This is a genomic window from Agathobacter ruminis (genome assembly GCF_002735305.1).
Lineage (GTDB): Bacteria > Bacillota > Clostridia > Lachnospirales > Lachnospiraceae > Roseburia > Roseburia ruminis.
Map to the genome: position 1 here is coordinate 1 of NZ_PDYG01000001.1, position 22,907 is coordinate 22,907.

The window sequence follows — 22,907 nt, forward strand, 5'->3', positions numbered from 1 at the left end:
CTCGAACCTGTGACCCTCTGCTTGTAAGGCAGATGCTCTCCCAGCTGAGCTAAGATCCCATGGGTCTGTCGTGCTCTCTCGAACCGACTTGATTATTATATCTATACATGTGCACAATGTCAACAATAATTTTTATTTTTTTGAATTTCTTTTTCATTTATTCGGGAGAGGCCTTTAAAGACTGCCTCTCCCGCCTTGAAATTGCTTATTTTGTTCCGAAAATACGATCTCCGGCATCGCCCAGACCAGGCACGATATATTTGTGCTCGTTTAAATGCTCATCGAGAGCTCCGACGATGATATCAACATCCGGATGTGCTTCCTGTAAACGCTTTACACCTTCCGGTGCAGCAATGATGCACATGAAATGGATGTGGGTCACACCCTTTTCCTTAATCATACGGATTGCATCGACTGCAGATCCACCGGTTGCAAGCATCGGATCTACTACGAATACTTCTCTCTTTGCACAATCAGCAGGAAGCTTGCAGTAATATTCTACAGGCTCTGCGGTTTCCGGATCACGATATAATCCGATATGACCAACCTTTGCTGCCGGAATCATTTCAAGCATTCCGTCTACCATGCCAAGGCCTGCACGCAGGATTGGTACAACTGCAAGTTTCTTGCCCTTTAATTCTTTTACCGTTGTCTTGCAGATTGGGGTCTCGATTTCTACATCCTGAAGTTCGAGATCGCGGGTTGCTTCATAGCACTCAAGCATTGCAACTTCACTTACGAGTGTACGGAAGTCCTTTGAGCCAGTCTCAACTCTTCTCATAATTCCAATCTTGTGCTGAATCAATGGATGATCCATAACGGTTACTTTACTCATTTTGTTATCCTCCTAAATTTAAACATAATCTGTTTCAAAATGAATGGCCAATCACTTGGCCATTAAATATCCTTGTCTTCCGAAGGCTCAACCTCTTCCGGTGTCGAAGATTCAGGGAGATAAATATGAACCGAATCAATCCTGTTCTTTTCCACCGCTTCTACAACAAGGACAATATGATTGTCCGTCTCAACCTGTTCGCCAGCTTCCGGCAAATGGTCAAGCAATCCGATGATGACACCACCGATCGAATCATAATCCTCCGACTCAATGTCGAGTCCGATTTGATCCTGTAAGTCTTCGAGTTTCATGGAACCTTCCACAATATATTCGCGATCGGATATACGGCGAATCTGGTTCTTCTCCTCTTCATCATATTCATCACGGATTTCTCCGACAATTTCTTCCAACAGGTCTTCCAATGTGACAAGACCGGCAACGGAACCGTATTCATCCAGGACAAACTCCATAGCGATGGAATTTTCGCGCATCTCGGCCATCAATTCCGAGGTTTTCTTGTGTTCATGGGTAAATACAGCCTCACGCAAAATATTATGAATATCAAAGGTATCAATATCTTCATACAAGAGCAAATCTCTCATATTGACCATACCGATGATATTGTCATGGTCGCCTTCGTAAACCGGCATGCGGGTAAACATATTATTGCGATAGACATCGAGTGTCTCACGATAATTTGAATCCACGGAAAGAAAAACCATATCCGCACGCGGCACCATGACATCTTTTGCATAATGGTCATCCAGATCAAATACATTATTGATCATCTTCTTTTCTTCACTCTCGATGACTCCGTCTTCGTGGCTTTCCTCCACGATGCTTCGAATTTCATCTTCGGTAAAACTCTCCTGCTTTTGATCCGGATTCACACGAAGCAAAAACATAAAGAAACGCGCAATCATATTGATGACGAAGCTGATCGGGGTGCAGATGACAAGCCATGCCGAAATCGGCCCGCTATAGATCAGTGAAATCTTCTCGGAATGAATTGCCGCAATATTTTTCGGTGAAATCTCTCCAAAAATCAAAACCAGAAGTGTCAATAAACCCGTCGCCACTCCGGCTCCCGCGCTGCCAAGCAAATCAGTCGCAAATACGGTTGCAACGGCAGTCATTGTAATATTCACCAGATTGTTGCCGATTAAGATTGCAGATAATAATCGGGTTTGTTTTTCAATTAATTTTACCACGCGTGCGGCACGACGATTTCCGTCCTCCGCCATGGTACGCATACGCACTTTGTTTACAGTGGTCAACGCCGTCTCTGCAGATGAAAAAAAGGCAGACAACAGCATCAGAATCACCAAACTAATCAGTTGTATGACGCTTGTCGAGTCCAAATATAAGTACCCTCCCTACTCATTTATTTCTTATTATTGTACCTTCCACAGCTGTCTTTTGCAAGGAATAATAAGAATCATCATCTTAAATCAATTGCTTCTTTTGCCATTTGTCTGACTTATAGCGTCCAAATGAGATGGTAAAGCTGACCGCCCAGCTGATTGGAAGTGCGATCACCAGGATGATTCCGCCTACCAGTTGAACAAACGAATACACAATTACAACGCGCACAAACAAATTGACAAAGGTCTGTGCCATAAACCATCTCATATCTCCCGCTCCGCGCAATACGGCGCCCGTGACATTCATGATGCCAAACAGGAAGTAGAAAATGGATACATATTGCAAATATTCCGCACCGATCCGGATAGACTCCACATCTGTCGAATGGTCCATAAACATTGCTACAAAATCATATCCGCAGAAAAACAGCAACAGCCAAATGGATGCTCCGATTACAACTGCCATCACCAGACCGATATGGAATCCTTTTCCGACACGCTCCGTCTTTCTGGCGCCCATATTCTGTGCCACGAAAGTAGATACGGCATTTCCGATATTGACGAGCGGTACAATCGCCAATCCGTCGATGCGCATTGCCGCTGTATAGCCTGCCATAAAGACATCTCCGATGCCATTTACCGCCGCCTGAATCAAAAGCATTCCGATGGATACCAGCGATTGCTGGATAATGGAGGGAATGGCCACCGTAATCATGGTTTTCATCAATGACCAGTCATACATTTGTGTCTCTTTGCCTTCGAGTTTCCGCAATTTGAGCATCAGCACAAACAGGGAACAGATTGCGGAAAGCGCTTGTGAAATAAAAGTTGCCCACGCGGCACCCGCGATTCCCATCTGCCTGATCATCAAAATATCCAGACCGATATTCAGCAGGGATGAGCAAATCAAAAATATGAGCGGGATATGCGAGGCCCCAAGCGCATTAAAGATTGCATTGGTCATATTATAAAGAAACAAAAAGACAAATCCGTAAAAATAAATATTCAGATATATTTCTGCCGACCCGATGACCGTGTCCGGTGTGTTCATCCACTGCAAAATCATACGGCTCATGACACGCCCAATGACACTCAATACAATCGCCACTCCAAACACAGTGATGAGCGCCGTCGTAATTGCCGTTTTCATTTCTGAGATTCTGCGACTGCCAAACAATTGTGAAATAACGACCGAGCATCCGATTCCGGAACCCACCGCAATCATCACAAACAGCATTGTGATTGCATTCGAAGCGCCAACCGCCGCAAGTGCATAGCGATTGATCATCTTTCCCACCAGAATCGCATCCGCCATCGTATATAATTGCTGGAATAAATTACCTATAATCATCGGAATGGCAAAAATCAACATTTGGCTGACCGGATTGCCGACTGTCATATCACCCTTCATCATTTTCGCTTTGTTATTCATCTTTTACCTCTAATCTTTGTCTTTTATTGCTATTTCTTTTTCGAATTGAATATACTATGATATTGAATATGCCGTAGATACCTCAGGTATCTTAGCATAGATTATTTCAGGAATCCATGAGGAAATATTTATGATTAAATTAGTTGCAATTGACCTCGACGGCACCCTGTTCGACAATCATTCACAGGTTCCGCAAGCCAACCGCGAGGCCATTATTAACATGGCAGAAAACGGCATCTACCCGGTCATTTCCACAGGCCGTCCGTTCAATGGTATCCCTGCCCCTTTAAAAGAGGATTTGCCATTTGCCTATGCCATTACATCCAACGGTGCCGGTGTCTACGAGGTCAAAACCGGCAAATGTATCTTCGAGGCACCGATGCCTGCGGATTTGATTCTGCCTATCATCGACTACCTTGATACCAAGCACTGCCATATGGATGCTTTTATCAACGGAATCGGCGTATCCACATTCCGGTGTAAAGAACATGGAAAGAAGTTGCCGCTTCCGGCATCTCTGCTTGAATATGTTCTCCATTCCCGCAAACGCGTGGAACGTTTACAGGATTATATTACACAAAATCAGTATTCCGTGCAAAAGATGACTTTAAATTTTTACAATGATAAAAACGGTGTTGCCGTTGACCGGGAAGAAATCCGGGAATATCTCACAGCAAACGAACAGGTTGATGTCGTATGCGGTGGATATAACAATCTCGAATTCACGCGCCATGGAGTCAACAAAGGGCTCGGCCTGCAAAAGCTCGCCGAACATCTCAATCTGACGATCGATGAAACCATGGCAATCGGTGACACGGAAAACGATCTTTCCATTGTCAAAGCTGCAGGAATCGGCGTTGCGATGGGCAATGCCACAGACGAAATCAAAGAGGCATCCGATTATATCACTGACACCAATGAGCAGAGCGGCGTCGCCTCTGCGATCTATCATTTTTGCGGGGATTCCCTTCGTAATCATGAATAACACTTGAAATGGAGCCCCTTTTATAGTAAAATAGTTTGCAAAGTGACGATTTATACAAGGAGGAAAACTATTCCATGATCACAGCAGGAGATTTTAAGAACGGCGTAACCATCGAATATGATGGCCGTATCTGTCAGGTTGTAGAATTTCAGCATGTTAAACCTGGAAAAGGTGCAGCATTCGTAAGAACAAAGTTAAAGGATATCGTAAACGGTGGTGTTGTTGAGACATCTTTCCGTCCTACCGAGAAATTCCCTACCGCTCATATCGATCGTAAGGATATGCAGTATCTTTACAACGATGGCGATTTATACAACTTTATGGATGTAGAAACATATGATCAGGTTTCACTTTCTGCAGCAGATGTTGGCGATGCATTGAAGTTTGTTAAGGAAAATGAAAATGTTAAGGTATGCTCTCACAACGGAAAGGTATTCGCAGTAGAACCACCTCTCTTCGTAGAGCTTGAGATCACTGACACTGAGCCTGGATTCAAGGGCAACACCGCTACAGGTGCTACCAAGCCGGCTACCGTTGAGACCGGTGCACAGGTAAGCGTACCGCTCTTCGTAGAACAGGGTGACAAGATCAAGATTGATACCCGTACAGGTGAATACCTGTCTCGTGTTTAATTCTTAGCACAAACACAAAAGGAGTTGCAAATGCAGCTCCTTTTTTTGTATCTTAATTTGCTAAACTTTCCGTAAAACACGTGCAGCCGCAACCAGATTTTGCAGACTCGCCACAGTCTCCTTCTCCCCTCTCGTTTTCAGACCACAGTCCGGATTGATCCATATTTTATAATCCGGAATACGCGCGCGTATCTTGTGCACCGTCTCAACAATCTCTTCCACGGACGGAACACGCGGGCTATGAATATCATACACACCCGGTCCCACCTGTGTCTTGAAATCATTCGCTTTCAGCGCATCCAGAATCTGCAAATCCGAGCGAGACGCTTCAAAGCTGATGACATCCGCATCCATTGCATCGATTTCCGGAATCATATCTCCAAATTCACTGTAGCACATATGCGTATGAATCTGCGTGGTTGGTTTCACCCCGCTATGAACCAGTCGAAATGCCGGAATCGCCCAATCCAGATATTCCTCTTTCCAATCCGATTTGCGAAGCGGCAGCTTTTCTCTGAGCGCAGCCTCATCGATTTGAATCATACAAATTCCGTGTGCTTCCAAATCCAACACCTCATCACGAATCGCAAGTGCAATCTGTTTCACACACATTTCTCTCGGCAAATCCTCCCGCGGAAATGACCAGTTCAAAATCGTAACCGGTCCTGTCAGCATTCCCTTCATCGGGTGCTTGCTGCACGATTTCGCAAACTCTGACCATTCCACCGTGATCGGTGCTTTACGCGACACATCTCCCCATATAATCGGCGGTTTTACGCAACGAGTCCCATACGACTGGACCCATCCGTTTTCCGTAAACAAAAATCCATCCAGATGTTGTCCAAAATATTCCACCATGTCATTGCGTTCAAATTCTCCATGGACCAATACATCCAAGCCGATTTCTTCCTGTAATGCAATGCATGCTTTTATTTTCTCTTTCATATAATCCAGATATTGCGCATGACTGATTTTGCCCGTGCGGTACTCTTTTCTCACTCTGCGCACATCCGCGGTCTGCGGAAAGGATCCAATCGTAGTTGTCGGAAAAAGCGGCAGATTCCATGCATCTTTTTGAATTTTCTCGCGTGTCCGAAAATCTGGAAATCGTTGATAGTCCTCCGGTCGAATCGCCTCAACGCGTTCTCTGACACTCGGATTGATACAATCCGGTCGCACCGGATATTCCTCCGTTTTTGATTCAGACAATGGATTTGTTTTTAATCGTGTCAGCTCGTTTAATTTTTCTTCCGCAAACGAAAAATGTACTTTGTATTCCTGAGGAATACGATTTTCATTTGCCACTGTATATGGGACATGAAGCAAAGAACATGAAGTTCCAAGAACCACCCTGCTTTCCGTGTCAATGCCACATTGTTTCAAGGCTTCCAACAAATCTGCGGTCTTCGCAGAATTGTGGCGCCAGATATTCCTTCCATTTACTACGCCGGCAACCAGAACTTGTTGTTTTCCCAGACCAAATGTCTGTACCAGTTTTAATGACTGCTTTCCTTCAACAAAATCCAATCCCAACGCATCAAAATCCATTTTTATGAGTTCTGCATAAATATCACGTACATCTCCAAAATAGGTCTGCAATAATACCTTCGCCGATGTTTTTGCTGCCAGAATCGGCCCATACAAATCTATAAACAATTGCTTATCCTGATTGGTCAGATCAAACGAGAGATATGGCTCGTCAAATTGAATGACCTTTCCCCCTTCTGCCTGCAAATCACGAACCAGCTCTGCATAGGCTTCCGCAAATACCGGTGCAAAATCACGCGCAGTCTTTTTCCCCGTATAATGAGCCAGTTTTAAAAATGTAAACGGTCCAATCAGCACCACCTTGGTCTCTATTCCCAGCCGCTTCGCCTGACGATATTCCTCCAATGGCTTGTCGCCGTTTCTGCGGATTTCCATCTCATCATCCAATTCCGGCACCATATAATGATAATTGGTATGAAACCATTTTTTCATTGCCAATGCTTTTACATTTCCCGCTTTCCCCTGATATCCGCGCGCCATTGCAAAATAGGTATCCGGATCAGACAGTTTTAAATCCAAATATCTCTCCGGGATCACATGAAACAGATATGCGACATCAAGCATATTGTCATACAGCGAAAAATCGTTTGAGCTAATCCAGTCAATTCCACTTTGCTGTTGCAGCTTCCAGTTTTGCTCACGCAATTGTGCTGCAAGATTTTCAACCTGTCTGATATCTGTCTCCCCGCGAAAATATTTTTCAAGTACGATCTTTAATTCACGGTTGCGGCCGATTCTCGGAAATCCGATTACCGATGTTTTCATTTTCAAACCTCCTGTTTTTATATTATAAACAAGTATACAAATCTCGCATTTATCAGTAAAATATATAATTCAAATGATTTTTATAGTTTTTATCTATACTTATTGTTATAATCATTATAAAAGGAGGCTCACTATGACATTAAAACAATTACATTATGCGGTCACTGTCGCGGAAACCGGCAGTTTCACCGAAGCCGCCAAGCGCTTATATATTGCACAGCCAAGTTTAACCGCCGCAATCAGGGAACTCGAAAAAGAATATCAGATTGCGCTCTTCAACCGTTCCAAAAAAGGAGTGCAACTCACTCCAGAAGGGAATGAATTCCTCGGATATGCGCGCCAGCTGCTCGATCAGGCCGCACTGATGGAAGCGCGCTATACAGGAATGACCGAAGGAAAATTGCGTTTTCATATCTCATCTCAGCATTATTCTTTTGTTGTGGAGGCATTTGTAGAACTATTAAAAAAATACGGCTCCGGGAAATATGAATTTCATATGCGCGAAACGCAGACTTACGAAATTATCAGCGATGTAGCGCACTTGCGCAGTGAAATCGGAATCCTGTATCTAAACAAATTCAACGAAACCGTCATCCGAAAAGCCTTACGCGATAACCAGCTTTCGTTCACGCCGCTTTTTCGCGCCCATCCGCATGTGTTTATCAGTATCCATTCGCCCCTTGCGCATAAGGATGTTCTGACGCTCGAAGATTTGCGTCCATACCCTCGTCTCTCCTATGAGCAGGGCAGTCATAATTCTTTTTATTATTCGGAAGAAATATTGAGCACCGTCGAATGTGACAAAGAATTGGTTGTATGCGATCGTGCAACACTCTTTAACCTTTTAATCGGCATGAACGGATATACGATTTGCTCCGGCATCATCAATGACGAATTAAACGGTCCGAATATTATCGCAAAACCATTAGATGTCGACGATTACATGGAAATTGGATATGTGCTTCCGCAAGCCATGCGTCCGTCTCAGATTACTGCAGATTATATCGAAATATTAAAAGCGGTCATATAAAAAAAGCCATCTCCTCGTGGAGATGGTTTTTTAGATATCATTTTATAAACTGAAGTTCTCATCAATACGGAGTGCTCCGCTTCCCACATCTTCCGGATTGGTATCCACAAAATACTGGTACTGCTGAAGCATGGTATCCTTATCGAGATCGGATACCGCTTTCTGCACATCAAGTGAATTGATATCACTGTCCGCACCCTTCAGATCAAATGTCTCATCCGGATTATACTGCTGTGCAAAATCGTAAGAGCTGAAGGTCTGCGCCGGTCTTTCTTCGACCGCTGCAACCACCTGATTCTCCGGTTGCTGTGGCTCCGGATTCACCGGCTGACTGTTTACTGCTTCCGCAGCAGCAATCTGCGTATTGCGTGCTTCGTTTAACTTTATGGAATTGTACTGATAAAAACCGGCATACGGTCTAACACCAGATACGTTCATAATTCGTTCTCCGTAACTTAAATTTCATCCTTGATATTACATATATCGGACGAAATGAATAAACCTTTAGTACTATTTTCAAATTTTTTAAAAAAACTAGTACTTTTTATTTATCAAGCATTTTCTTCAGTTCGCTCATAAATGTATTTACATCCTTAAATTCACGGTAAACCGATGCAAAACGCACATAAGCAACCGGATCAAGGTCCTTCATTTTGTCCATCAGGATTTCGCCGATGACATAACTCGGGATTTCTTTTTCTTCACGGTTGAAGAGTTCAACTTCCACCTCATCCACCACACGCGAAATCTGCTCTGCAGAAATCGGGCGCTTATGGCAAGCACGAAGTACACCCGCTTCAATCTTTGAGCGATCATACTGCTCTCTGTTATTGTCCTTTTTTACAATAATCAAAGGAATCGTTTCTACCTTCTCATATGTGGTAAAGCGCTTATTGCAATCATCACAAAGACGGCGGCGACGAATGGAATTATTATCATCGGCCGGTCTCGAATCGATTACTCTCGTATTCTCACTACTACAAAATGGGCACTTCATCCTCACACCTCCTCAACATATAGTATAATTGTAACTTTCCTTAAAAACAAAGTCAACGAAATTCCTATATATTAAAAGAAATCTGCCGGAATTTTGGCATTTTTGCCACCCAAAATCCCAGCAGATGTTTCCGGCCTTATGAAATGATGTGATTAAACATTGAAACGGAACAGAATGACATCTCCATCTTTTACGACATAATCCTTTCCTTCCATTCCGACAATTCCCTTTTCACGCGCAGCGGCAAGAGAACCGTTATCCAGCAGATCCTGATAATTGACAACCTCTGCCTTGATGAATCCGCGCTCAAAATCGGTATGAATCTTACCTGCGGCCTGCGGTGCCTTTGTGCCTTCCTTGATGGTCCATGCACGACACTCGTCCTCTCCTGCGGTCAGGAATGAAATCAAGCCGAGAAGCTTATAGCTTGCAGCAACCAGTTTATCCAATCCGGAAGACTCCGCTCCAAGATCTGCAAGGAACTCCTTCTTCTCTTCCTCTGAAAGCTCTGCCAATTCCTCTTCGAGTCTTGCAGATACCACGAATACTCCGTTGCCTTCCTCGGCAGCAAGTTTGCGCACCTGCGCCACATACTCATTGGAATTGCCATCATCTGCCAAGTCATCCTCTGCTACATTTGCCGCATAAATGGTCGGCTTTGCTGTCAACAGATTATAAGAAGCAAACCATGCCTTTAAGTCATCATCATCCGGTACTTCAAACGAAGAAGCCATCTTGCCGGCCTCCAAATGTGCCTTGATTGCCTCAAGCTGCTCCAATTCCTTTGCAAGTGTCTTGTCCATACGCGCCTGCTTTGCAACCTTTGCGATTCTCCTCTCAAGAATCTCAATATCAGAGAAGATCAATTCCAGATTGATGGTCTCGATATCTCTCGCCGGTCCGATATTTCCATCCACATGGATGACATTCGAATCTTCAAAGCAACGAACCACATGCACAATCGCATCCACTTCACGGATATTTGCAAGGAACTGATTTCCAAGTCCCTCACCCTTTGATGCGCCCTTTACCAAGCCCGCAATATCCACGAACTCGATGGTTGCCGGTGTCACTTTCTTGGTGTGATACAATTCACCGAGCTTCTCGATTCTCTCATCCGGTACCGTTACAATTCCCACATTCGGGTCGATGGTTGCAAACGGATAGTTTGCAGCCAAAGCACCGGCCTTGGTTAATGAATTAAATAATGTGCTCTTTCCTACATTTGGTAAACCTACAATGCCTAATTTCATATTTATTTCCTCCGTGCCCGTAATTACGGGCTTTTCTTTGATTTATTTTTGGGTCTACGCCAATTTTTACGCCCAGTAAAATGATATTCCTAATCAGTAAGTGATTTACCCATTTCTCTGAGCTCTTTTCCGTAAAAAAGAGCTCAGTACAACTTGAAAATTATACCATTTACACCCTTTTTTCACAAGAGTAGTTTCATTATTTATACGTGATAAAACGGTTTATTTAAAAAGAAATCCAGCCCCGAAGGACTGGACATCATTCTTCTGTACTTATAATATCTTATTCTCGTAGTCCTGCAGTTCATGGAATATGTTGTCCACAATGGCAGTATCTCCCTCAATTCTGTATAGCAAAAAGTAGTCATGAGATAGGAAATTCATTCTCCGGTAACCAAGCTCTCTAAGCCGCGGATTATCACACAGTTTTAAGTTCCCGGCCACTCTGGAGAGACCGATCTTTGTTGCTTCAAAGTCATTCAGTACATTGGAAGCCGCCTGATCGCTTTTCTTCTCAAATAAAAGATATCTGATAAACCCATCCAGATCCGCTTCAGCATCGGATGTAATAACAACCTTATATTCCATATTTCTGCCTCATATCGGATATCACATCATCCGCATCTCGTACCATACCCTCTGCCGCATGCTGTCTTGATGCTTCAAGTTTTTTAAGTACCTCATCCTCTGTCAATGTCACATATGGATTTACCGTCTTTTTCTTTAATTCAAAAGGAAATCCGTTATTTGCAACGGCCTGGGTAAGAAACATCCTGATAGCGGAAGTCGTATCTGTTCCTAACTCCCTGAACAGGGTGTCGGATTTTGTTTTGAGCTCATCATCAACACGTATCTGTATTGTACTTGACATAGCGCACCTCCTCGTTGATTACTACTTGTATTATACTGCTACCTCAATACAAACGCAATGATTTAGCATGCATTTTTTATAGGGTTCTTGGGCAATACTGCAACGACTTTACGCCGCATGTATTCAAGCAATCCCTCTATCACCCTCTACTGGTAATCCTAATTTGCAACAACTATTTCATCATACATGGCAATAAATACATCCTCGATCACCTCATCCTCATGAAAATGGCCGAAAAACCAGAGATTATACTCTGCCTCATCCGCTATCTGCTGAAGATACCGACGCAGTGCTACCTCATCAAGTGACGCTTCCCCATATCCAAGCGCAGCTGCGACTTCAAACGGCGCAGTGTGCGTAATGATGTAGTCGACCCGATAACCGCATTTTTCCAGGTTATCAAGACCTTCCTCATACTCCTCGCGACTCGGTATCTCCTCCGGGAACCAGTCAACACCCTCGGTCCTTGCATACCTGTCAACGCTGTAAGCTCCGCCAAATGTAAAGAATCTGGTACCGTCTATATCATATACCTGCCCGCGCATCAGATGGATGATCTCAGGCTCAATAAAATGGACCTTGCCTCCCATCCATTCATCAACCGGATAGTCATTAAGCCTCTCATGATGTTCATGGTTACCGTCTATAAAAAGAACTGTAACGGGAAGTTCCCGCAATATCTGTCTTGTCTCCTTTTCTATATCCGGATTGAAACCGCAAACGCCTACATCACCGCATATGATCAGATAATCATCCTCCGTATATTCATCTCCTTGTTTCTCAAAAAACCGCACAACTTTCTCTATATCCAGTGTTCCGTGTATATCACCTGTAATTATATATTTCGCCATAAGACCACACTCCTTAAATTAATCATACCATAGTTCATAGGATTAGCAGATTCCTTCCGGTCTTTTTAGATCATCATCTTTGATCGCCTGATGGAGTTTACAGAAACAATAATACCCTCCCAAATCTGTCAAAGTACAGATTTTTTTCTACTTTTGACAGACCCGGAAGGGCTTGTTGTTACGTCATATTCTATTTCCCGCAAGTGTAAAGACACTATCAAAGATTATGCACTTCCATTTCAAGTTCCTTCAACTGCTCAATTATAGTCTCAAATCCAGGATAATCTCCATAAATCATATTCTTCATTGCAGCATAATCCTGCTTTACTGCATCCATAATATAATCCGCCGGAATTAAAGAAATCTCCTTGAATGTAGCAGTTTCATAATGAGCACTCTTAGCATAGTAAAACTTTTGCTTAAAAATGACATCCTTCTCCAATAATTCTTTACGAGCAAACGCTTGCTCTTTTACCGGACTATTAGTCATGCAATAAACATCATACAAATGTCTCGCATAACGACGTGGAAAAGATTTGTCAACGGGGAAATTTGCCATCTTATGTAGAATAGTTAATTTTTCCCAAAAGGTTCTTTCAACATCAATAGTTAAAATATCTGTAATTCGATGTTCAAACACATTAGGATAGCAAGTAGCAGCAAACGGCTCTACTGTTGTAACATGTGATGGTAACCATTCGGCTAATGGCCCAATCTCCAATCTAACAACTGATATAATATATTCAGTCTCAAAATCCTTAGGGTACTTGAAGTTTACAACCATAGGATCATATTCATCAACCGAAACCCACTCACCATTTCCTAGCTTAGCTGATAATTCTTCATTCAGCGCAGGAACAAGTTTATCCTTATAAAACTTTGCTGCATGTGCATTAATTTCCTTGTTATATAAATCCTGCTTCGTTTTCGATCGTTCGTCCCACGGATTCGAATCTTGGGTAAGTTGTCTCCAATCCAATATCAAATCAATATCTTCTGAAAATCTTTCAATCACATGATATGATTTTGATAGGCTTGTTCCGCCTTTAAACACAAACATATCCTTATAACAACAATCATGGAATAAATGATCAAGCATGAAACAAACCCAAAAATCTTTTTCTATGATTGAAGGATTCATATTCATTTTTTCTGCCGTTCTTGTAAATAAAACTTCTCTGTCGTCCTTGCCAAGCAATGCAATCTTTTTCACTATTTACAAGCCTCCTTTATTGCTTTATATATCCATGACGTTGTCGTTTTAGATTCCTCCAGCACTTTTTGCTTCTGCCCGCTTGGAATTGAAAACGATAACCGCTCAATGTCTTCTTTTTGGATATTAGCCTTTCCGATAAACTTTAACGCCTGAATCACCGACACCGTTAAAAAGCTCTTACCAGATATCTCTTTATTAGCACAATGTTTGAACTCGATGGTATATGAGCCAATCTCATATTTTCTATACGGGCCATCACTAATATAACTCCATGAATTTGATACTTGCGTAGACATATGCAAATAATTCAAAGCTGTTTCTCCTGCAGGTGCTACCGTCCAATTAAATTTTCTCGCTAATGCTTCTACCACTTTCTCAACTTTAGGAGAACTGTATTCATTAAGCAGTTCACTATATACCGGCTTATCATATACACCCTGAATTATTCGCCTTATAGTTCCACTTTCATTCAAGCGTGATAAAGACTTGTTTGTAGGATCAGTGTCTGCTATATCCGCAAAATCTACAGCGGAAAAAGCATATCCTCCTTCAAAATTCTTTATTCTATTTTCTATTTCAATCTGATATTTCTCTCGCATAGCGGCCACCTCTCGTCAGATAAATTATATAATTTTTCTGACGAACAATCAATATTTTGCTAAAAAAAATAATTATCACATAACATGAATAGTAATAGACCAGTACTGTCTGGGCGTCCCCAGTGGTACTGGTCTATGTAAGGTATTGTTCTTGACAAACCTATTATCCTTAACATTTAAAATGGGAATGTATATGCCGTAGCAATATACATCTTCTACAAAAATATGATATGACGAGTCAAAACGAGTCAATTTCGGTCATGACTCTTGTAATATGGTTGCAATATCACCATCAATACATATACTTCTATCTGCAATTTCCTCTGGGCAGAATGATTCACCATAATTTAAGCAGGCATATACCGCTTTTTCATTTGCCAGCGTCATCTGCCAGAACGGATACTTTATTATTACGGGCGTATTAGCTCCTACTCCCAGTTCAAGATAAAGAACATGAAGATTCTCATGTCTACGAATAAAATCAGAATATGCCGCAGATGCCCTATGCCATCCTTCATCCTCGACAAACGAATCATCCGCTCTCAAATTCATAGTCATATCAGAGCCATCATCAGGGCACTTTGGAATCAGCTCAGAAGGAATTTCCATCAATAGCTTACCATCAACCGGTACCTGAAATACTCCCTGATCATCTCTTACAAACCCTTGTGCCTCCATAGCTTTCATTACCCACTCTTCATTATCAAAGGTTTTCTGAATATCAGGATTCACGCTCTGAAACAAACCATAATCACCCTGAGTATAGAACAGTCTTTTCTTGTCAAAACCTGCTCTTTGAAACTGGTGATCTACATTTGTTGTGATAACAAAATAATCCTTATCGGAAACCATCTTAAGAAGATCCCTATACACTGGCTTTGGAGCATCAATATATCTGTTAAAATAAATATGTCTTGCCCACCAGGCCCAGCGGATTTCTTCACTTGGAAACGGATAGAATCCACCTGAATACATATCTCTTATTCCAAATCTTTTGACAAAGTCATAGAAGTATTTTTCAAAACGTTCGCCGCTATATGTTAAGCCAGCAGATGTTGATAGTCCCGCTCCTGCACCAATGACAATTGCGTCTGCTTCCTTGATTTCATCAAATAAGTTTTTCATAAATGGTCTTATCTTCGTCTTTGAAAACATTGAATATCACCCTTTCTACCTTACCAGGATTTTCACGAAGCCATTCAGATACAGTCTTAACCGCAATCTCAGCCGCTTTTTTGTTCGGAAAATGAAATACCCCTGTCGAAATACAGCAAAAAGCAACGCTCTTCAGGCCATTTTCAGCACACATATCCAAAGTGTTTCTATAGCAGTTCTCCAAATCCTTTTCCAATTCAGGAGTAAGTTTGTATTGGACAATTGGTCCTACTATATGTATAACTTTCTTTGCCGGAAGATTATACGCTTCAGTGAGCATTGGAACGGCGGTCGGCTGCTCATAATCTCTTCCATATCTGATTCGAAGTTCATTCATCTGCCTGTTGCACTCAGCTCTTAATTGCACTCCTGCAAAAGTATGGATACAGTTCGCGATACTCCTCTGAATCACACATCTGTGACTCCGCATCGATAGAAGTATCGCTACAGACGAAAAAATCGTCGTAGCTCTCGGTTTTGTTACCCTTTATGAAAAGATGGCATTTGCTCTCTTCACCCTCTTGTGTTACATAAACCCTGTCTATAATACTCTTAATAACACCGATCACCACTTCCGGCTCTTTGCCCTTAACCAGCTCTTCAAAATGATTCGCTGTATAAATGATACCTTCAAGATCCTTTAAGTGCTCTGACTGTTCCATATTCTGAGCATCAAGCTTGTGTAATACCTTTTTCTTTTCTTCAATTTCTTTTGCCATTTCATCTATATCGGCCTGAATATATTGTCTCGTACTATCAGTTGCGGTACGAAGCGACTTTACCTGCGCCTTTATACTCTTTTCAAGCTTTTCAATGGCTTTTTTTAAAGTCTCAATATCTTTCTCGCTTCCATTACCTTTCAGCAGACTCTTGATCTCATTTTGAATTTCTTCAATATAATCCTTGTCTCCGCTATCTGATAAATGAGATAAACGCTCTACAATGTATTCATCCATTTCAACCCCACGAATAGCTTGAAATCCGCAAGGTCCTTTTCGTATAGCATTAGGGCAAGCATATTTAAACCTTGGTTTCCCATTGGTAAACCGATTGCTCTCAGGAATGACATTGAGTTTCCTATGGCAAAGTGGACAATATATTAACCCTGCCAATAAAGCGTTTGTTGTCCTATGTGGCCGATTATAATTATCAGCAATTTCTTCTTTTATATTCTGTGCTTCAATCCAATCCTCAGAAGAAACAAAACCCACATGCCGCCCAGGAGCGACAATCCAATCCTCCATTCCATTAAGAGTAGTTAGGCGTGTAAATTCAGGTCTAAGGAATGTCGATTCATCCGATTCTTCTTTAGTCTGCTCTGTTCGGTTATAAACTGAGATTCCATGTACACCATCATAATCTTCTTTATCGCCGTATATATTGCACCCGGCATTAAAGAAATATTGATATGCATTTTCATCAGCAACGCAGTAAACCGGATTACGTATTATATCCTTGACGGCTAAACTCGTAAATGATGCGCCTGTCTTCGTTCGATAACCTTCCTCATTCAGTTTGGTTGCTGTAGCATTAAAGCCTCTGTTATCCAAAAACAACCTAAAAATATGTTGGACTAAATCTCTTTCTTCCGGGATAGGAACAAGATATGTATAAGAGTTTTTACTCTTGCCGCGTCCTTCCTTGGATCTTTCCGTTGTAAAGCCAGTTGGAGTGATACCTCCCATCCATCTTCCGTCTTTAGATAACTCAGACAGATTGTCCTGAATACGCTCTGTAAGTATATCTCTCTCAAACTCGGCAATCATTCCAAGCATTTGTATCATCATCTTGGAATTGCTATCCATAGTATTAAGATTGTTCGAACTAATAAGAAGCGCAACCTTATATTTATTTAGGAAGTCAATCATATTTGTAAGATCTGACATCTTACGACTAATACGATCAAGTTTATAACATACGATAGCACGTATCTTTTTGCGTTCCACATCATGGATCATTCTCTGAAAATCAGGTCTATCGGAATAAAAGCCGCTTTTGCCCTCATCTTCATAAATATCGAAATCATAATCATCTGATAAATTCAGATGCAGTCTGGCATATTCTTTGCAATATTCTTCCTGATTAGCTATGGAATCACCCTTATGTGTTACTTTAGATTTTCTGGCATAGATAACAACTTTTCTGTTATCCTCAGCTTCCGGCACTTTTTTCCTCATACAATCACCTTTGCATTATCCATTTACACACATTATAATCTCCAACGCAAAAAGAGGCAACCTTTTTTTGATTACCTCTTTTGTACTATATCCTATTCTTCTTCATTTCTTCAAGCATCATGAGTAATTCATTTAGTTCTGCTTCATTTAGTGCTTCTAAAGTTTCTCGTAATAGAGCAGCCCTTTTTCTGTTGAAATCAGCGACATAATCACTACTTTCATTTCCACGGTGAATCACACAAGTCATCTGAAATGGCGTTCCATTTTTGTTTGCCATTACTTCATCCCCCTGCAATTCATCTCCAAACACTCAATTATTTCTTCACGTATTTCTGTGCGAATACGCTCCATACGTTTCTTAATAGCCTCATAGGTTCTTCCTTCATCGTCTGCTATTTCTTTAAAAAGCTTTCCCTCCAGCAAATACTGTTTCATTATTTTGGAATCACTCTCATCCAGATCCTCAATGATTTCTTCCAACAGTTCATAATCCATACGCATAATGCTTATAATGCGGATATCATCTTCATATAAGGAAGCATCGGCAATTCCTTTCAATAGACCCTTGTCCACTTCACCGGTCTCAAAAGCATCTTCAATCATGATGTTGGTAGATGCCTCATTGAAGGTCGGATCACTTGTGCCGGAGGTCTGTACCCTGACTCCAAGCTCGCCTCTTGCATGGCTGCGTAAATACTCTTTTTCTGATTTAATCTTGTACTGAATCTTCTTCTCAGCTTTGCGGATGATCTTTGGGAAGACCGCATAATTGTTAAGCATTATAGCCAGCCTTCCCTCTGCATCATTAGAACGATAGCTGCGAAGGATATCAGTTTCTTCGCCGTTAATTCTCATCTATCGCCGCTCCTTTACTGCAATTTCTTCATGAAGTACCACTCAAGGTATCTCTTGCGCTCTTGGAAGTCAGGTGTTGATACCAGCAACCCGACATCCACTCTCTGCAGACGGTCAATGGCCTCGATCTGTTTTGTAGTAAGATAAGGACGAATGCTTGTCCCGGGCTTAAGTCCATGCTCTTCACGAACCTGCTTGGCTGTCTTTCCAAGAGCGATACGGTTTAAAAGATCTGCCTCATTGCTGAAGTAGTAAGGCTTAGGTTTTTCATGGAGAAGCATTATATTCTCAGTAAGAAGCGGGAACTCTGTTCTTGCTTCAAGCAGGTACTTGATGAACTCTTCCATCTCGTTAAAGCGCTTGATGTAGGCCTCTTTGAAAGCAGCTGCCTTCTTGCCTCTGTACCCCATTACCAGGAACACGAATCCGTCGCGTGTCATGTTGTAGCAAGGCTTTTTGTGCCCTTGTACTGACATGTATTCCGTGGGCTCAAAATTGAGCTCTCGAAATTCCTCAGAACAATCAAGTTCTCTTATGTCACGTATTACATTCTTATGATTCTTGTTGAATATTTCTGCCACTTTAAGGCTATCCGCAAGAACCACACCTTTGCTGTTGGCAAACATGCCAAGTTCGTTTTTTGCTACAAGGTTTTTCTTCATGATTTTTCCTTTCTACTGGAGACCGGTAGTCAGGATGCAAAAAGGAGCCGATGTTTCCACCGACTCCCTGAACCCCAAAAACAGCGCAACAAGGAATGGTGGATGCTACGGAGAAAAGTTCGGATTGCTCCAAACTTTGTATCTCCTTATGCATCCCGCCACCTTATGGCCATCTCAGGTTTTGAGATTATTATTATTTAAGGCCTATGCCTTATGATTGGATTGTATAAGATATTAAGAGCCCTGTATTCAGCATGAGTCCGCATGATAGCGCATAATGTCGCATACTTTTTGAAAACAAAAAAAAGAGTCATCTTGCGTAAAGATGACTCCTTAGAACAAATTCGAATTATCTAGTTTTCATGATAAGATTCAACCAGTCCATATCTACCGTTTTCTGGATCTTTAGTAAACTCTATCAGGTTTGCATTTTTATATTTAATATCTGGAATAAAGTTTTCAACCACAATTGACTGGTAGCCTATTGTATGTTCATCCATATATCCAAATAACCCTGCTTTCATTTGGGTTGATGCCTGTAAATCTCCCTTTTTCCTCTTCTCTGCCAGAGAAAGAATTGGCGAATCCATGACAAGGATATTAGGCTTATACAAATTAAACTGATTAAATAATTCCTGCAACGCAATCGCCATTATTGCATTTAAATACGCACTGTATCCCTGCCCCTGTACTGCCTTACCTACTTTGCCGTTTATCTTGATATCACAGCTGTCAACATCAAAGACTGCTTTTTCTAGATTTTCATAGTTTACACTCTTTAAAATCGAATACAGTAAATCACTTAGAGGTTCAGCAATTATTTCTCTAATCTTTCCTTTTACATCAATGTCTAACGTAGCGTCATTATCAAGAGCTTCTTCGAGTTCTGTGCTGATAGTGTCGGCGACTTTATCATAAATCTCCGCAACTTTCTGTTTTCCTAATGCAACTCTGAATCCATTTAAATCATTGTTCAATTCCGTAAGCTTCGGTTCAAGAACTGAGCGAATCTTCTGTTGCAAATTCCTTCGTGCCTCTTCTTTTTCCTGTCTTAAGGCTGATAATTCCTCAATTTCTTCATCTAAATGTTCTCCGGCAGAGAGCAAATCCTTTATTTGTAATTCTATTTTGCTTACTTCCGCCACAGCAGCCTCAATGCAGGATTCTTCTTTATCCTTAGGTAATTCACCATTGCAAAATGGACAGTGATCAAGCTTAGGGAGCATTTCTCTGTGCAAATCTCCTTCAGCAATAAACGTCAATCGTTTTATATCCGATTCATACTGAGTCATTAATGACTGATATCTGTTTCGTAATACTTTTGCTTCTGTTATACGCTGGTCAATCTGAATAACCTCATTGGCAAGAGCCCCACTTTCAGATGTCATCTGCTCAATACTATTTTCTGCTTCTTGAATATCCTTCTTTACAGCTTCTATCTTCTGCTGTAATTCTTCTGGTGATATTTCATCTTCAGAAACATTCATTGCTGCAACTTTTTGATGTCCGATAGAAATTAAGCTGCGATCAACAAACCTTTTTATTGCCTCATTTTCAGCATCACGAATCTTATCACCCTTAACCTTCTCGCCACTTGTATATGTTATTCCCTTAAGCAGATAGATTAAGGACATAATTGTTGGCGTAGGAATATTTTTACTAAATCCCTCTCCGCTTTTCAAAACACTATTAATTGAGGACATTCGTGATTCCTTAATCAAAAATGTATGTATGAATGTTCTTACGCCTAAGAGCTGCGGAGTCATGTCCTTTTTCATAACGACATAAACTTTATCATCTATCCCCATCAATCTCAGCCAAAACTGGTGAATACTTTTCGAAGCCTTACTTGCTTTATATTTTCCATTTTCAATCTCGTCTATATCACAAGATACATCTATATCGTTACTTCCAATATCTCTACTGAGAGTAATAGGCTTACCATCAAAATCAACAATAAGAGTAACATTCGTAAAACCAATAGGGTTATCAATAAGCTTCTCCGGATCCCCACCGTACATAAAATCAACTGCATCTACAATTATGCTTTTCCCAGTATTAGAAGGTCCATGGATAATATTTAACCCAGGCTGTAAATCAACAACAGCCTTCTCTCCCTTCTGAGTTGTAAGTATAAATTTCTTAAGATAAAACACTATACTGCACCTTCTCTCTCTGAATCAGACTTAAACTGAATTATTCGCATAAGTTCTTCATCAGAATAATCATCAAGCTCTTTTATAACCATTTCAGCTATTTTTCGATATTCCTTAGAATATTCACTCTCCAAGGATGATATGTATTTCTTACCAATATCAGTAATCTGATAAAGATATCCTCTATTTATCTTGGCTTCCACAATACCTCTGTAAACCAGTGGCCCTATAGCATCTTTTATAAGCCCTCTTCGGCTTGACAATTCTCCGTACATAAAAGAATTGTCACCATGTAGATTGTAATCAGAAAAGCCAAAGTTCTTTGAATAACAAGCAATGAAATCCATTGCCAGAATCCTTTCCAACGAAAACGGATGCTCTTCTCCTGTACATAATAGCAGCGCTATTCTAAGCTCCATTTCAAACGTGGAGTTAAAAAGATCATTTTTCATCACTATTACCCTCTATCCAAGATAGTTTTCGGTCGTTTACAAGCATATGACACACCCCTTGTTTCTCGCACGGTCCAACCCAGCCAAGCATGTTTTTATCTGTATTGTGCGAGATAGGCAGATCACCTGCCTTTTCGAGAACCGCATCTGCTTTATCAATTCCACGAGGATATTTACGATGAGACACATAATATATGCCATCATTTATTTCGTCCTTTAATACCTCAAAATCTTCATCATCTTCAGTTTCGGAGTCTCGTACCGCCCGATGAATTGCCTCTGCCTGATAATAACTTTTACGCTGTTGATGAAAATGCTCTTCGTAAACTGTATCTTTTACATCATCCGGGCTTATATACTCATCCCCAGTAGCTTCTTCATATACTCCTAATAGAGCTTTAACATATTCAAGCTGCGCCTCTACCTCATCCACCTTTTCAGGAACTACAGCCTGAGGTTTTTTTCTTTTATCCAGAACAATGCCGTGAAATTCCTCAACAGCACGACTACTCTCCTCTGTTTTTACTTTTGCTTTCTTACCTTTATTGGGACTTAGAGAGAAAATGAACGAACGCGCCAAAAATTCGCCTGGTTCCTGGTTTTCCACCAGTTCACTGAGCTTATCCTTCTGTGTCTTATTCAACTGACTGTCAATGGCATAATCCAGCATATTCTCGATCATCTGATCAAGTTCATTGTCATCTAATTCATTCGGGACAATAACATTTTCAAAATGACTAATAATACTACCTTCGGCCTTAGCAGTTTGCGCAAATTTTGCCACATCTCCCCTAACCGAACGTTTTGGATCTACAGCCCATTCACTTGCTTTTCTAGAATCAATTACAAGAGGTGTATTATCTTCTTTGTCCTTTATGTTTGCCGGAAAAAAGCGCAAACTAAGTATAGGTGCAAACAAACTGGCAACTGCGGTCGTTTGATTATCATCTATAAGCGCCTCTTTGTAAATTGAATAAAAAGATTTGAAATCAAAAACCCTCATAAGACACCTTCTCTCATACCTAGATAGGTTCCAAATACTTTACTGTCTTATCATGTAATTCCGCGTAGT

At 41.2% G+C, this 22,907-nt stretch carries 23 protein-coding genes and 1 pseudogene; 3 read left to right on the forward strand and 21 right to left on the reverse strand.

Annotation, left to right across the window (positions count from 1 at the left end; translation table 11 throughout):
* Window positions 1-205: 205 nt before the first annotated feature.
* The 3 genes from upp to CSX02_RS00015 all read right to left on the reverse strand — a co-directional run bounded on the left by upp (window position 206) and on the right by CSX02_RS00015 (window position 3,631).
* Window positions 206-835 carry a uracil phosphoribosyltransferase gene (gene upp / locus CSX02_RS00005; protein ID WP_031542983.1) on the reverse strand — a complete coding sequence of 210 codons (630 nt, stop codon included), beginning with the start codon at window positions 833-835 and terminating at the stop codon, window positions 206-208.
* Between the two features lie 62 nt (window positions 836-897).
* A complete protein-coding gene (locus tag CSX02_RS00010; RefSeq protein WP_099385141.1) occupies window positions 898-2,196 on the reverse strand; it encodes an HlyC/CorC family transporter in 1,299 nt (432 codons plus the stop codon).
* Between the two features lie 85 nt (window positions 2,197-2,281).
* Entirely contained in the window at window positions 2,282-3,631 is a 1,350-nt protein-coding gene (locus CSX02_RS00015) for an MATE family efflux transporter (RefSeq protein WP_189281232.1), read from the reverse strand.
* Window positions 3,632-3,761: 130 nt separating this feature from the next.
* Between CSX02_RS00015 and CSX02_RS00020 the strand changes: the two genes are divergently transcribed.
* Together CSX02_RS00020 and efp are read left to right on the forward strand one after the other, a co-directional pair.
* Window positions 3,762-4,616, forward strand: a complete 855-nt coding sequence (locus tag CSX02_RS00020) for a Cof-type HAD-IIB family hydrolase (protein WP_242970380.1) — start codon at window positions 3,762-3,764, stop codon at window positions 4,614-4,616.
* A gap of 74 nt (window positions 4,617-4,690) precedes the next feature.
* Complete coding sequence (efp, locus tag CSX02_RS00025; RefSeq protein ID WP_031542975.1) at window positions 4,691-5,248, forward strand: elongation factor P; 558 nt, start codon at window positions 4,691-4,693, stop codon at window positions 5,246-5,248.
* A gap of 60 nt (window positions 5,249-5,308) precedes the next feature.
* Here the strand turns inward: efp and metE are convergent, their stop codons facing one another.
* Window positions 5,309-7,561, reverse strand: coding sequence for a 5-methyltetrahydropteroyltriglutamate--homocysteine S-methyltransferase (gene metE, locus CSX02_RS00030; RefSeq protein WP_099385142.1), 2,253 nt, complete (start codon window positions 7,559-7,561; stop codon window positions 5,309-5,311).
* A gap of 133 nt (window positions 7,562-7,694) precedes the next feature.
* Between metE and CSX02_RS00035 the strand changes: the two genes are divergently transcribed.
* Entirely contained in the window at window positions 7,695-8,591 is an 897-nt protein-coding gene (locus CSX02_RS00035; RefSeq protein ID WP_099385143.1) for a LysR family transcriptional regulator, read from the forward strand.
* Window positions 8,592-8,633: 42 nt separating this feature from the next.
* On the opposite strand, the gene CSX02_RS00040 is transcribed toward CSX02_RS00035, so the two are convergent.
* The 17 genes and pseudogenes from CSX02_RS00040 to CSX02_RS00125 form a co-directional block, all read right to left on the reverse strand.
* On the reverse strand, window positions 8,634-9,029 hold the full coding sequence (locus CSX02_RS00040) for a hypothetical protein (protein WP_099385144.1): 396 nt from the start codon (window positions 9,027-9,029) through the stop codon (window positions 8,634-8,636).
* A 106-nt stretch (window positions 9,030-9,135) separates the two neighbouring features.
* Entirely contained in the window at window positions 9,136-9,588 is a 453-nt protein-coding gene (gene nrdR, locus CSX02_RS00045; protein WP_031543701.1) for a transcriptional regulator NrdR, read from the reverse strand.
* A gap of 152 nt (window positions 9,589-9,740) precedes the next feature.
* A complete protein-coding gene (ychF, locus tag CSX02_RS00050) occupies window positions 9,741-10,841 on the reverse strand; it encodes a redox-regulated ATPase YchF (RefSeq protein ID WP_031543703.1) in 1,101 nt (366 codons plus the stop codon).
* Between the two features lie 273 nt (window positions 10,842-11,114).
* The gene (locus CSX02_RS00055; protein ID WP_099385145.1) at window positions 11,115-11,429 is read right to left on the reverse strand and encodes a type II toxin-antitoxin system RelE/ParE family toxin; all 315 of its coding nucleotides are present in this window, start codon (window positions 11,427-11,429) and stop codon (window positions 11,115-11,117) included.
* A complete protein-coding gene (locus tag CSX02_RS00060; RefSeq protein ID WP_099385146.1) occupies window positions 11,419-11,712 on the reverse strand; it encodes a type II toxin-antitoxin system RelB/DinJ family antitoxin in 294 nt (97 codons plus the stop codon). Before CSX02_RS00060 ends, CSX02_RS00055 begins: the two co-directional genes overlap by 11 nt.
* Window positions 11,713-11,870: 158 nt before the next feature.
* Complete coding sequence (locus tag CSX02_RS00065) at window positions 11,871-12,563, reverse strand: metallophosphoesterase family protein (protein WP_099385147.1); 693 nt, start codon at window positions 12,561-12,563, stop codon at window positions 11,871-11,873.
* Window positions 12,564-12,780: 217 nt separating this feature from the next.
* Window positions 12,781-13,776: a nucleotidyl transferase AbiEii/AbiGii toxin family protein gene (locus CSX02_RS00070; protein WP_099385148.1), complete on the reverse strand. Its 996-nt coding sequence runs from the start codon at window positions 13,774-13,776 to the stop codon at window positions 12,781-12,783.
* Window positions 13,776-14,378: a DUF6088 family protein gene (locus CSX02_RS00075; protein ID WP_099385149.1), complete on the reverse strand. Its 603-nt coding sequence runs from the start codon at window positions 14,376-14,378 to the stop codon at window positions 13,776-13,778. The genes CSX02_RS00070 and CSX02_RS00075 overlap by 1 nt, the downstream gene beginning before the upstream one ends.
* 258 nt (window positions 14,379-14,636) lie before the next feature.
* Window positions 14,637-15,503 (reverse strand): SIR2 family NAD-dependent protein deacylase, encoded by an 867-nt coding sequence (locus tag CSX02_RS00080; RefSeq protein ID WP_099385150.1) that lies wholly within the window; start codon window positions 15,501-15,503, stop codon window positions 14,637-14,639.
* Window positions 15,487-15,930, reverse strand: a pseudogene (locus tag CSX02_RS00085) (macro domain-containing protein); the annotation flags it as partial. The pseudogene CSX02_RS00085 and the gene CSX02_RS00080, both read right to left, overlap by 17 nt.
* A complete protein-coding gene (locus CSX02_RS00090) occupies window positions 15,884-17,710 on the reverse strand; it encodes a recombinase family protein (RefSeq protein WP_099385151.1) in 1,827 nt (608 codons plus the stop codon). The pseudogene CSX02_RS00085 and the gene CSX02_RS00090, both read right to left, overlap by 47 nt.
* 85 nt (window positions 17,711-17,795) lie before the next feature.
* Window positions 17,796-17,987 carry a hypothetical protein gene (locus CSX02_RS00095; RefSeq protein WP_099385152.1) on the reverse strand — a complete coding sequence of 64 codons (192 nt, stop codon included), beginning with the start codon at window positions 17,985-17,987 and terminating at the stop codon, window positions 17,796-17,798.
* Window positions 17,987-18,565, reverse strand: a complete 579-nt coding sequence (locus tag CSX02_RS00100) for a sigma-70 RNA polymerase sigma factor region 4 domain-containing protein (protein WP_099385153.1) — start codon at window positions 18,563-18,565, stop codon at window positions 17,987-17,989. Before CSX02_RS00100 ends, CSX02_RS00095 begins: the two co-directional genes overlap by 1 nt.
* A gap of 14 nt (window positions 18,566-18,579) precedes the next feature.
* The gene (locus tag CSX02_RS00105) at window positions 18,580-19,227 is read right to left on the reverse strand and encodes a Rha family transcriptional regulator (RefSeq protein ID WP_099385154.1); all 648 of its coding nucleotides are present in this window, start codon (window positions 19,225-19,227) and stop codon (window positions 18,580-18,582) included.
* A gap of 353 nt (window positions 19,228-19,580) precedes the next feature.
* Window positions 19,581-21,383 carry an AAA family ATPase gene (locus CSX02_RS00115; RefSeq protein ID WP_189281234.1) on the reverse strand — a complete coding sequence of 601 codons (1,803 nt, stop codon included), beginning with the start codon at window positions 21,381-21,383 and terminating at the stop codon, window positions 19,581-19,583.
* Window positions 21,383-21,835 (reverse strand): ABC-three component system middle component 2, encoded by a 453-nt coding sequence (locus CSX02_RS00120; protein WP_099385157.1) that lies wholly within the window; start codon window positions 21,833-21,835, stop codon window positions 21,383-21,385. The genes CSX02_RS00115 and CSX02_RS00120 overlap by 1 nt, the downstream gene beginning before the upstream one ends.
* Window positions 21,825-22,838 carry an ABC-three component system protein gene (locus CSX02_RS00125; protein ID WP_099385158.1) on the reverse strand — a complete coding sequence of 338 codons (1,014 nt, stop codon included), beginning with the start codon at window positions 22,836-22,838 and terminating at the stop codon, window positions 21,825-21,827. Before CSX02_RS00125 ends, CSX02_RS00120 begins: the two co-directional genes overlap by 11 nt.
* Window positions 22,839-22,907 lie beyond the last annotated feature (69 nt).

Excerpts from the sequence above, each read along its gene's own strand:
- upp (WP_031542983.1), bottom strand. The coding sequence starts at position 835 with ATGAGTAAAGTAACCGTTATGGATCATCCATTGATTCAGCACAAGATT.
- CSX02_RS00015 (WP_189281232.1), bottom strand. The coding sequence starts at position 3,631 with ATGAATAACAAAGCGAAAATGATGAAGGGTGATATGACAGTCGGCAAT.
- CSX02_RS00020 (WP_242970380.1), top strand. The coding sequence starts at position 3,762 with ATGATTAAATTAGTTGCAATTGACCTCGACGGCACCCTGTTCGACAAT.
- efp (WP_031542975.1), top strand. The coding sequence starts at position 4,691 with ATGATCACAGCAGGAGATTTTAAGAACGGCGTAACCATCGAATATGAT.
- metE (WP_099385142.1), bottom strand. The coding sequence starts at position 7,561 with ATGAAAACATCGGTAATCGGATTTCCGAGAATCGGCCGCAACCGTGAA.
- CSX02_RS00035 (WP_099385143.1), top strand. The coding sequence starts at position 7,695 with ATGACATTAAAACAATTACATTATGCGGTCACTGTCGCGGAAACCGGC.
- CSX02_RS00040 (WP_099385144.1), bottom strand. The coding sequence starts at position 9,029 with ATGAACGTATCTGGTGTTAGACCGTATGCCGGTTTTTATCAGTACAAT.
- nrdR (WP_031543701.1), bottom strand. The coding sequence starts at position 9,588 with ATGAAGTGCCCATTTTGTAGTAGTGAGAATACGAGAGTAATCGATTCG.
- ychF (WP_031543703.1), bottom strand. The coding sequence starts at position 10,841 with ATGAAATTAGGCATTGTAGGTTTACCAAATGTAGGAAAGAGCACATTA.
- CSX02_RS00055 (WP_099385145.1), bottom strand. The coding sequence starts at position 11,429 with ATGGAATATAAGGTTGTTATTACATCCGATGCTGAAGCGGATCTGGAT.
- CSX02_RS00060 (WP_099385146.1), bottom strand. The coding sequence starts at position 11,712 with ATGTCAAGTACAATACAGATACGTGTTGATGATGAGCTCAAAACAAAA.
- CSX02_RS00065 (WP_099385147.1), bottom strand. The coding sequence starts at position 12,563 with ATGGCGAAATATATAATTACAGGTGATATACACGGAACACTGGATATA.
- CSX02_RS00075 (WP_099385149.1), bottom strand. The coding sequence starts at position 14,378 with ATGCGAGAGAAATATCAGATTGAAATAGAAAATAGAATAAAGAATTTT.
- CSX02_RS00080 (WP_099385150.1), bottom strand. The coding sequence starts at position 15,503 with ATGAAAAACTTATTTGATGAAATCAAGGAAGCAGACGCAATTGTCATT.
- CSX02_RS00090 (WP_099385151.1), bottom strand. The coding sequence starts at position 17,710 with ATGAGGAAAAAAGTGCCGGAAGCTGAGGATAACAGAAAAGTTGTTATC.
- CSX02_RS00095 (WP_099385152.1), bottom strand. The coding sequence starts at position 17,987 with ATGGCAAACAAAAATGGAACGCCATTTCAGATGACTTGTGTGATTCAC.
- CSX02_RS00100 (WP_099385153.1), bottom strand. The coding sequence starts at position 18,565 with ATGAGAATTAACGGCGAAGAAACTGATATCCTTCGCAGCTATCGTTCT.
- CSX02_RS00105 (WP_099385154.1), bottom strand. The coding sequence starts at position 19,227 with ATGAAGAAAAACCTTGTAGCAAAAAACGAACTTGGCATGTTTGCCAAC.
- CSX02_RS00120 (WP_099385157.1), bottom strand. The coding sequence starts at position 21,835 with ATGAAAAATGATCTTTTTAACTCCACGTTTGAAATGGAGCTTAGAATA.
- CSX02_RS00125 (WP_099385158.1), bottom strand. The coding sequence starts at position 22,838 with ATGAGGGTTTTTGATTTCAAATCTTTTTATTCAATTTACAAAGAGGCG.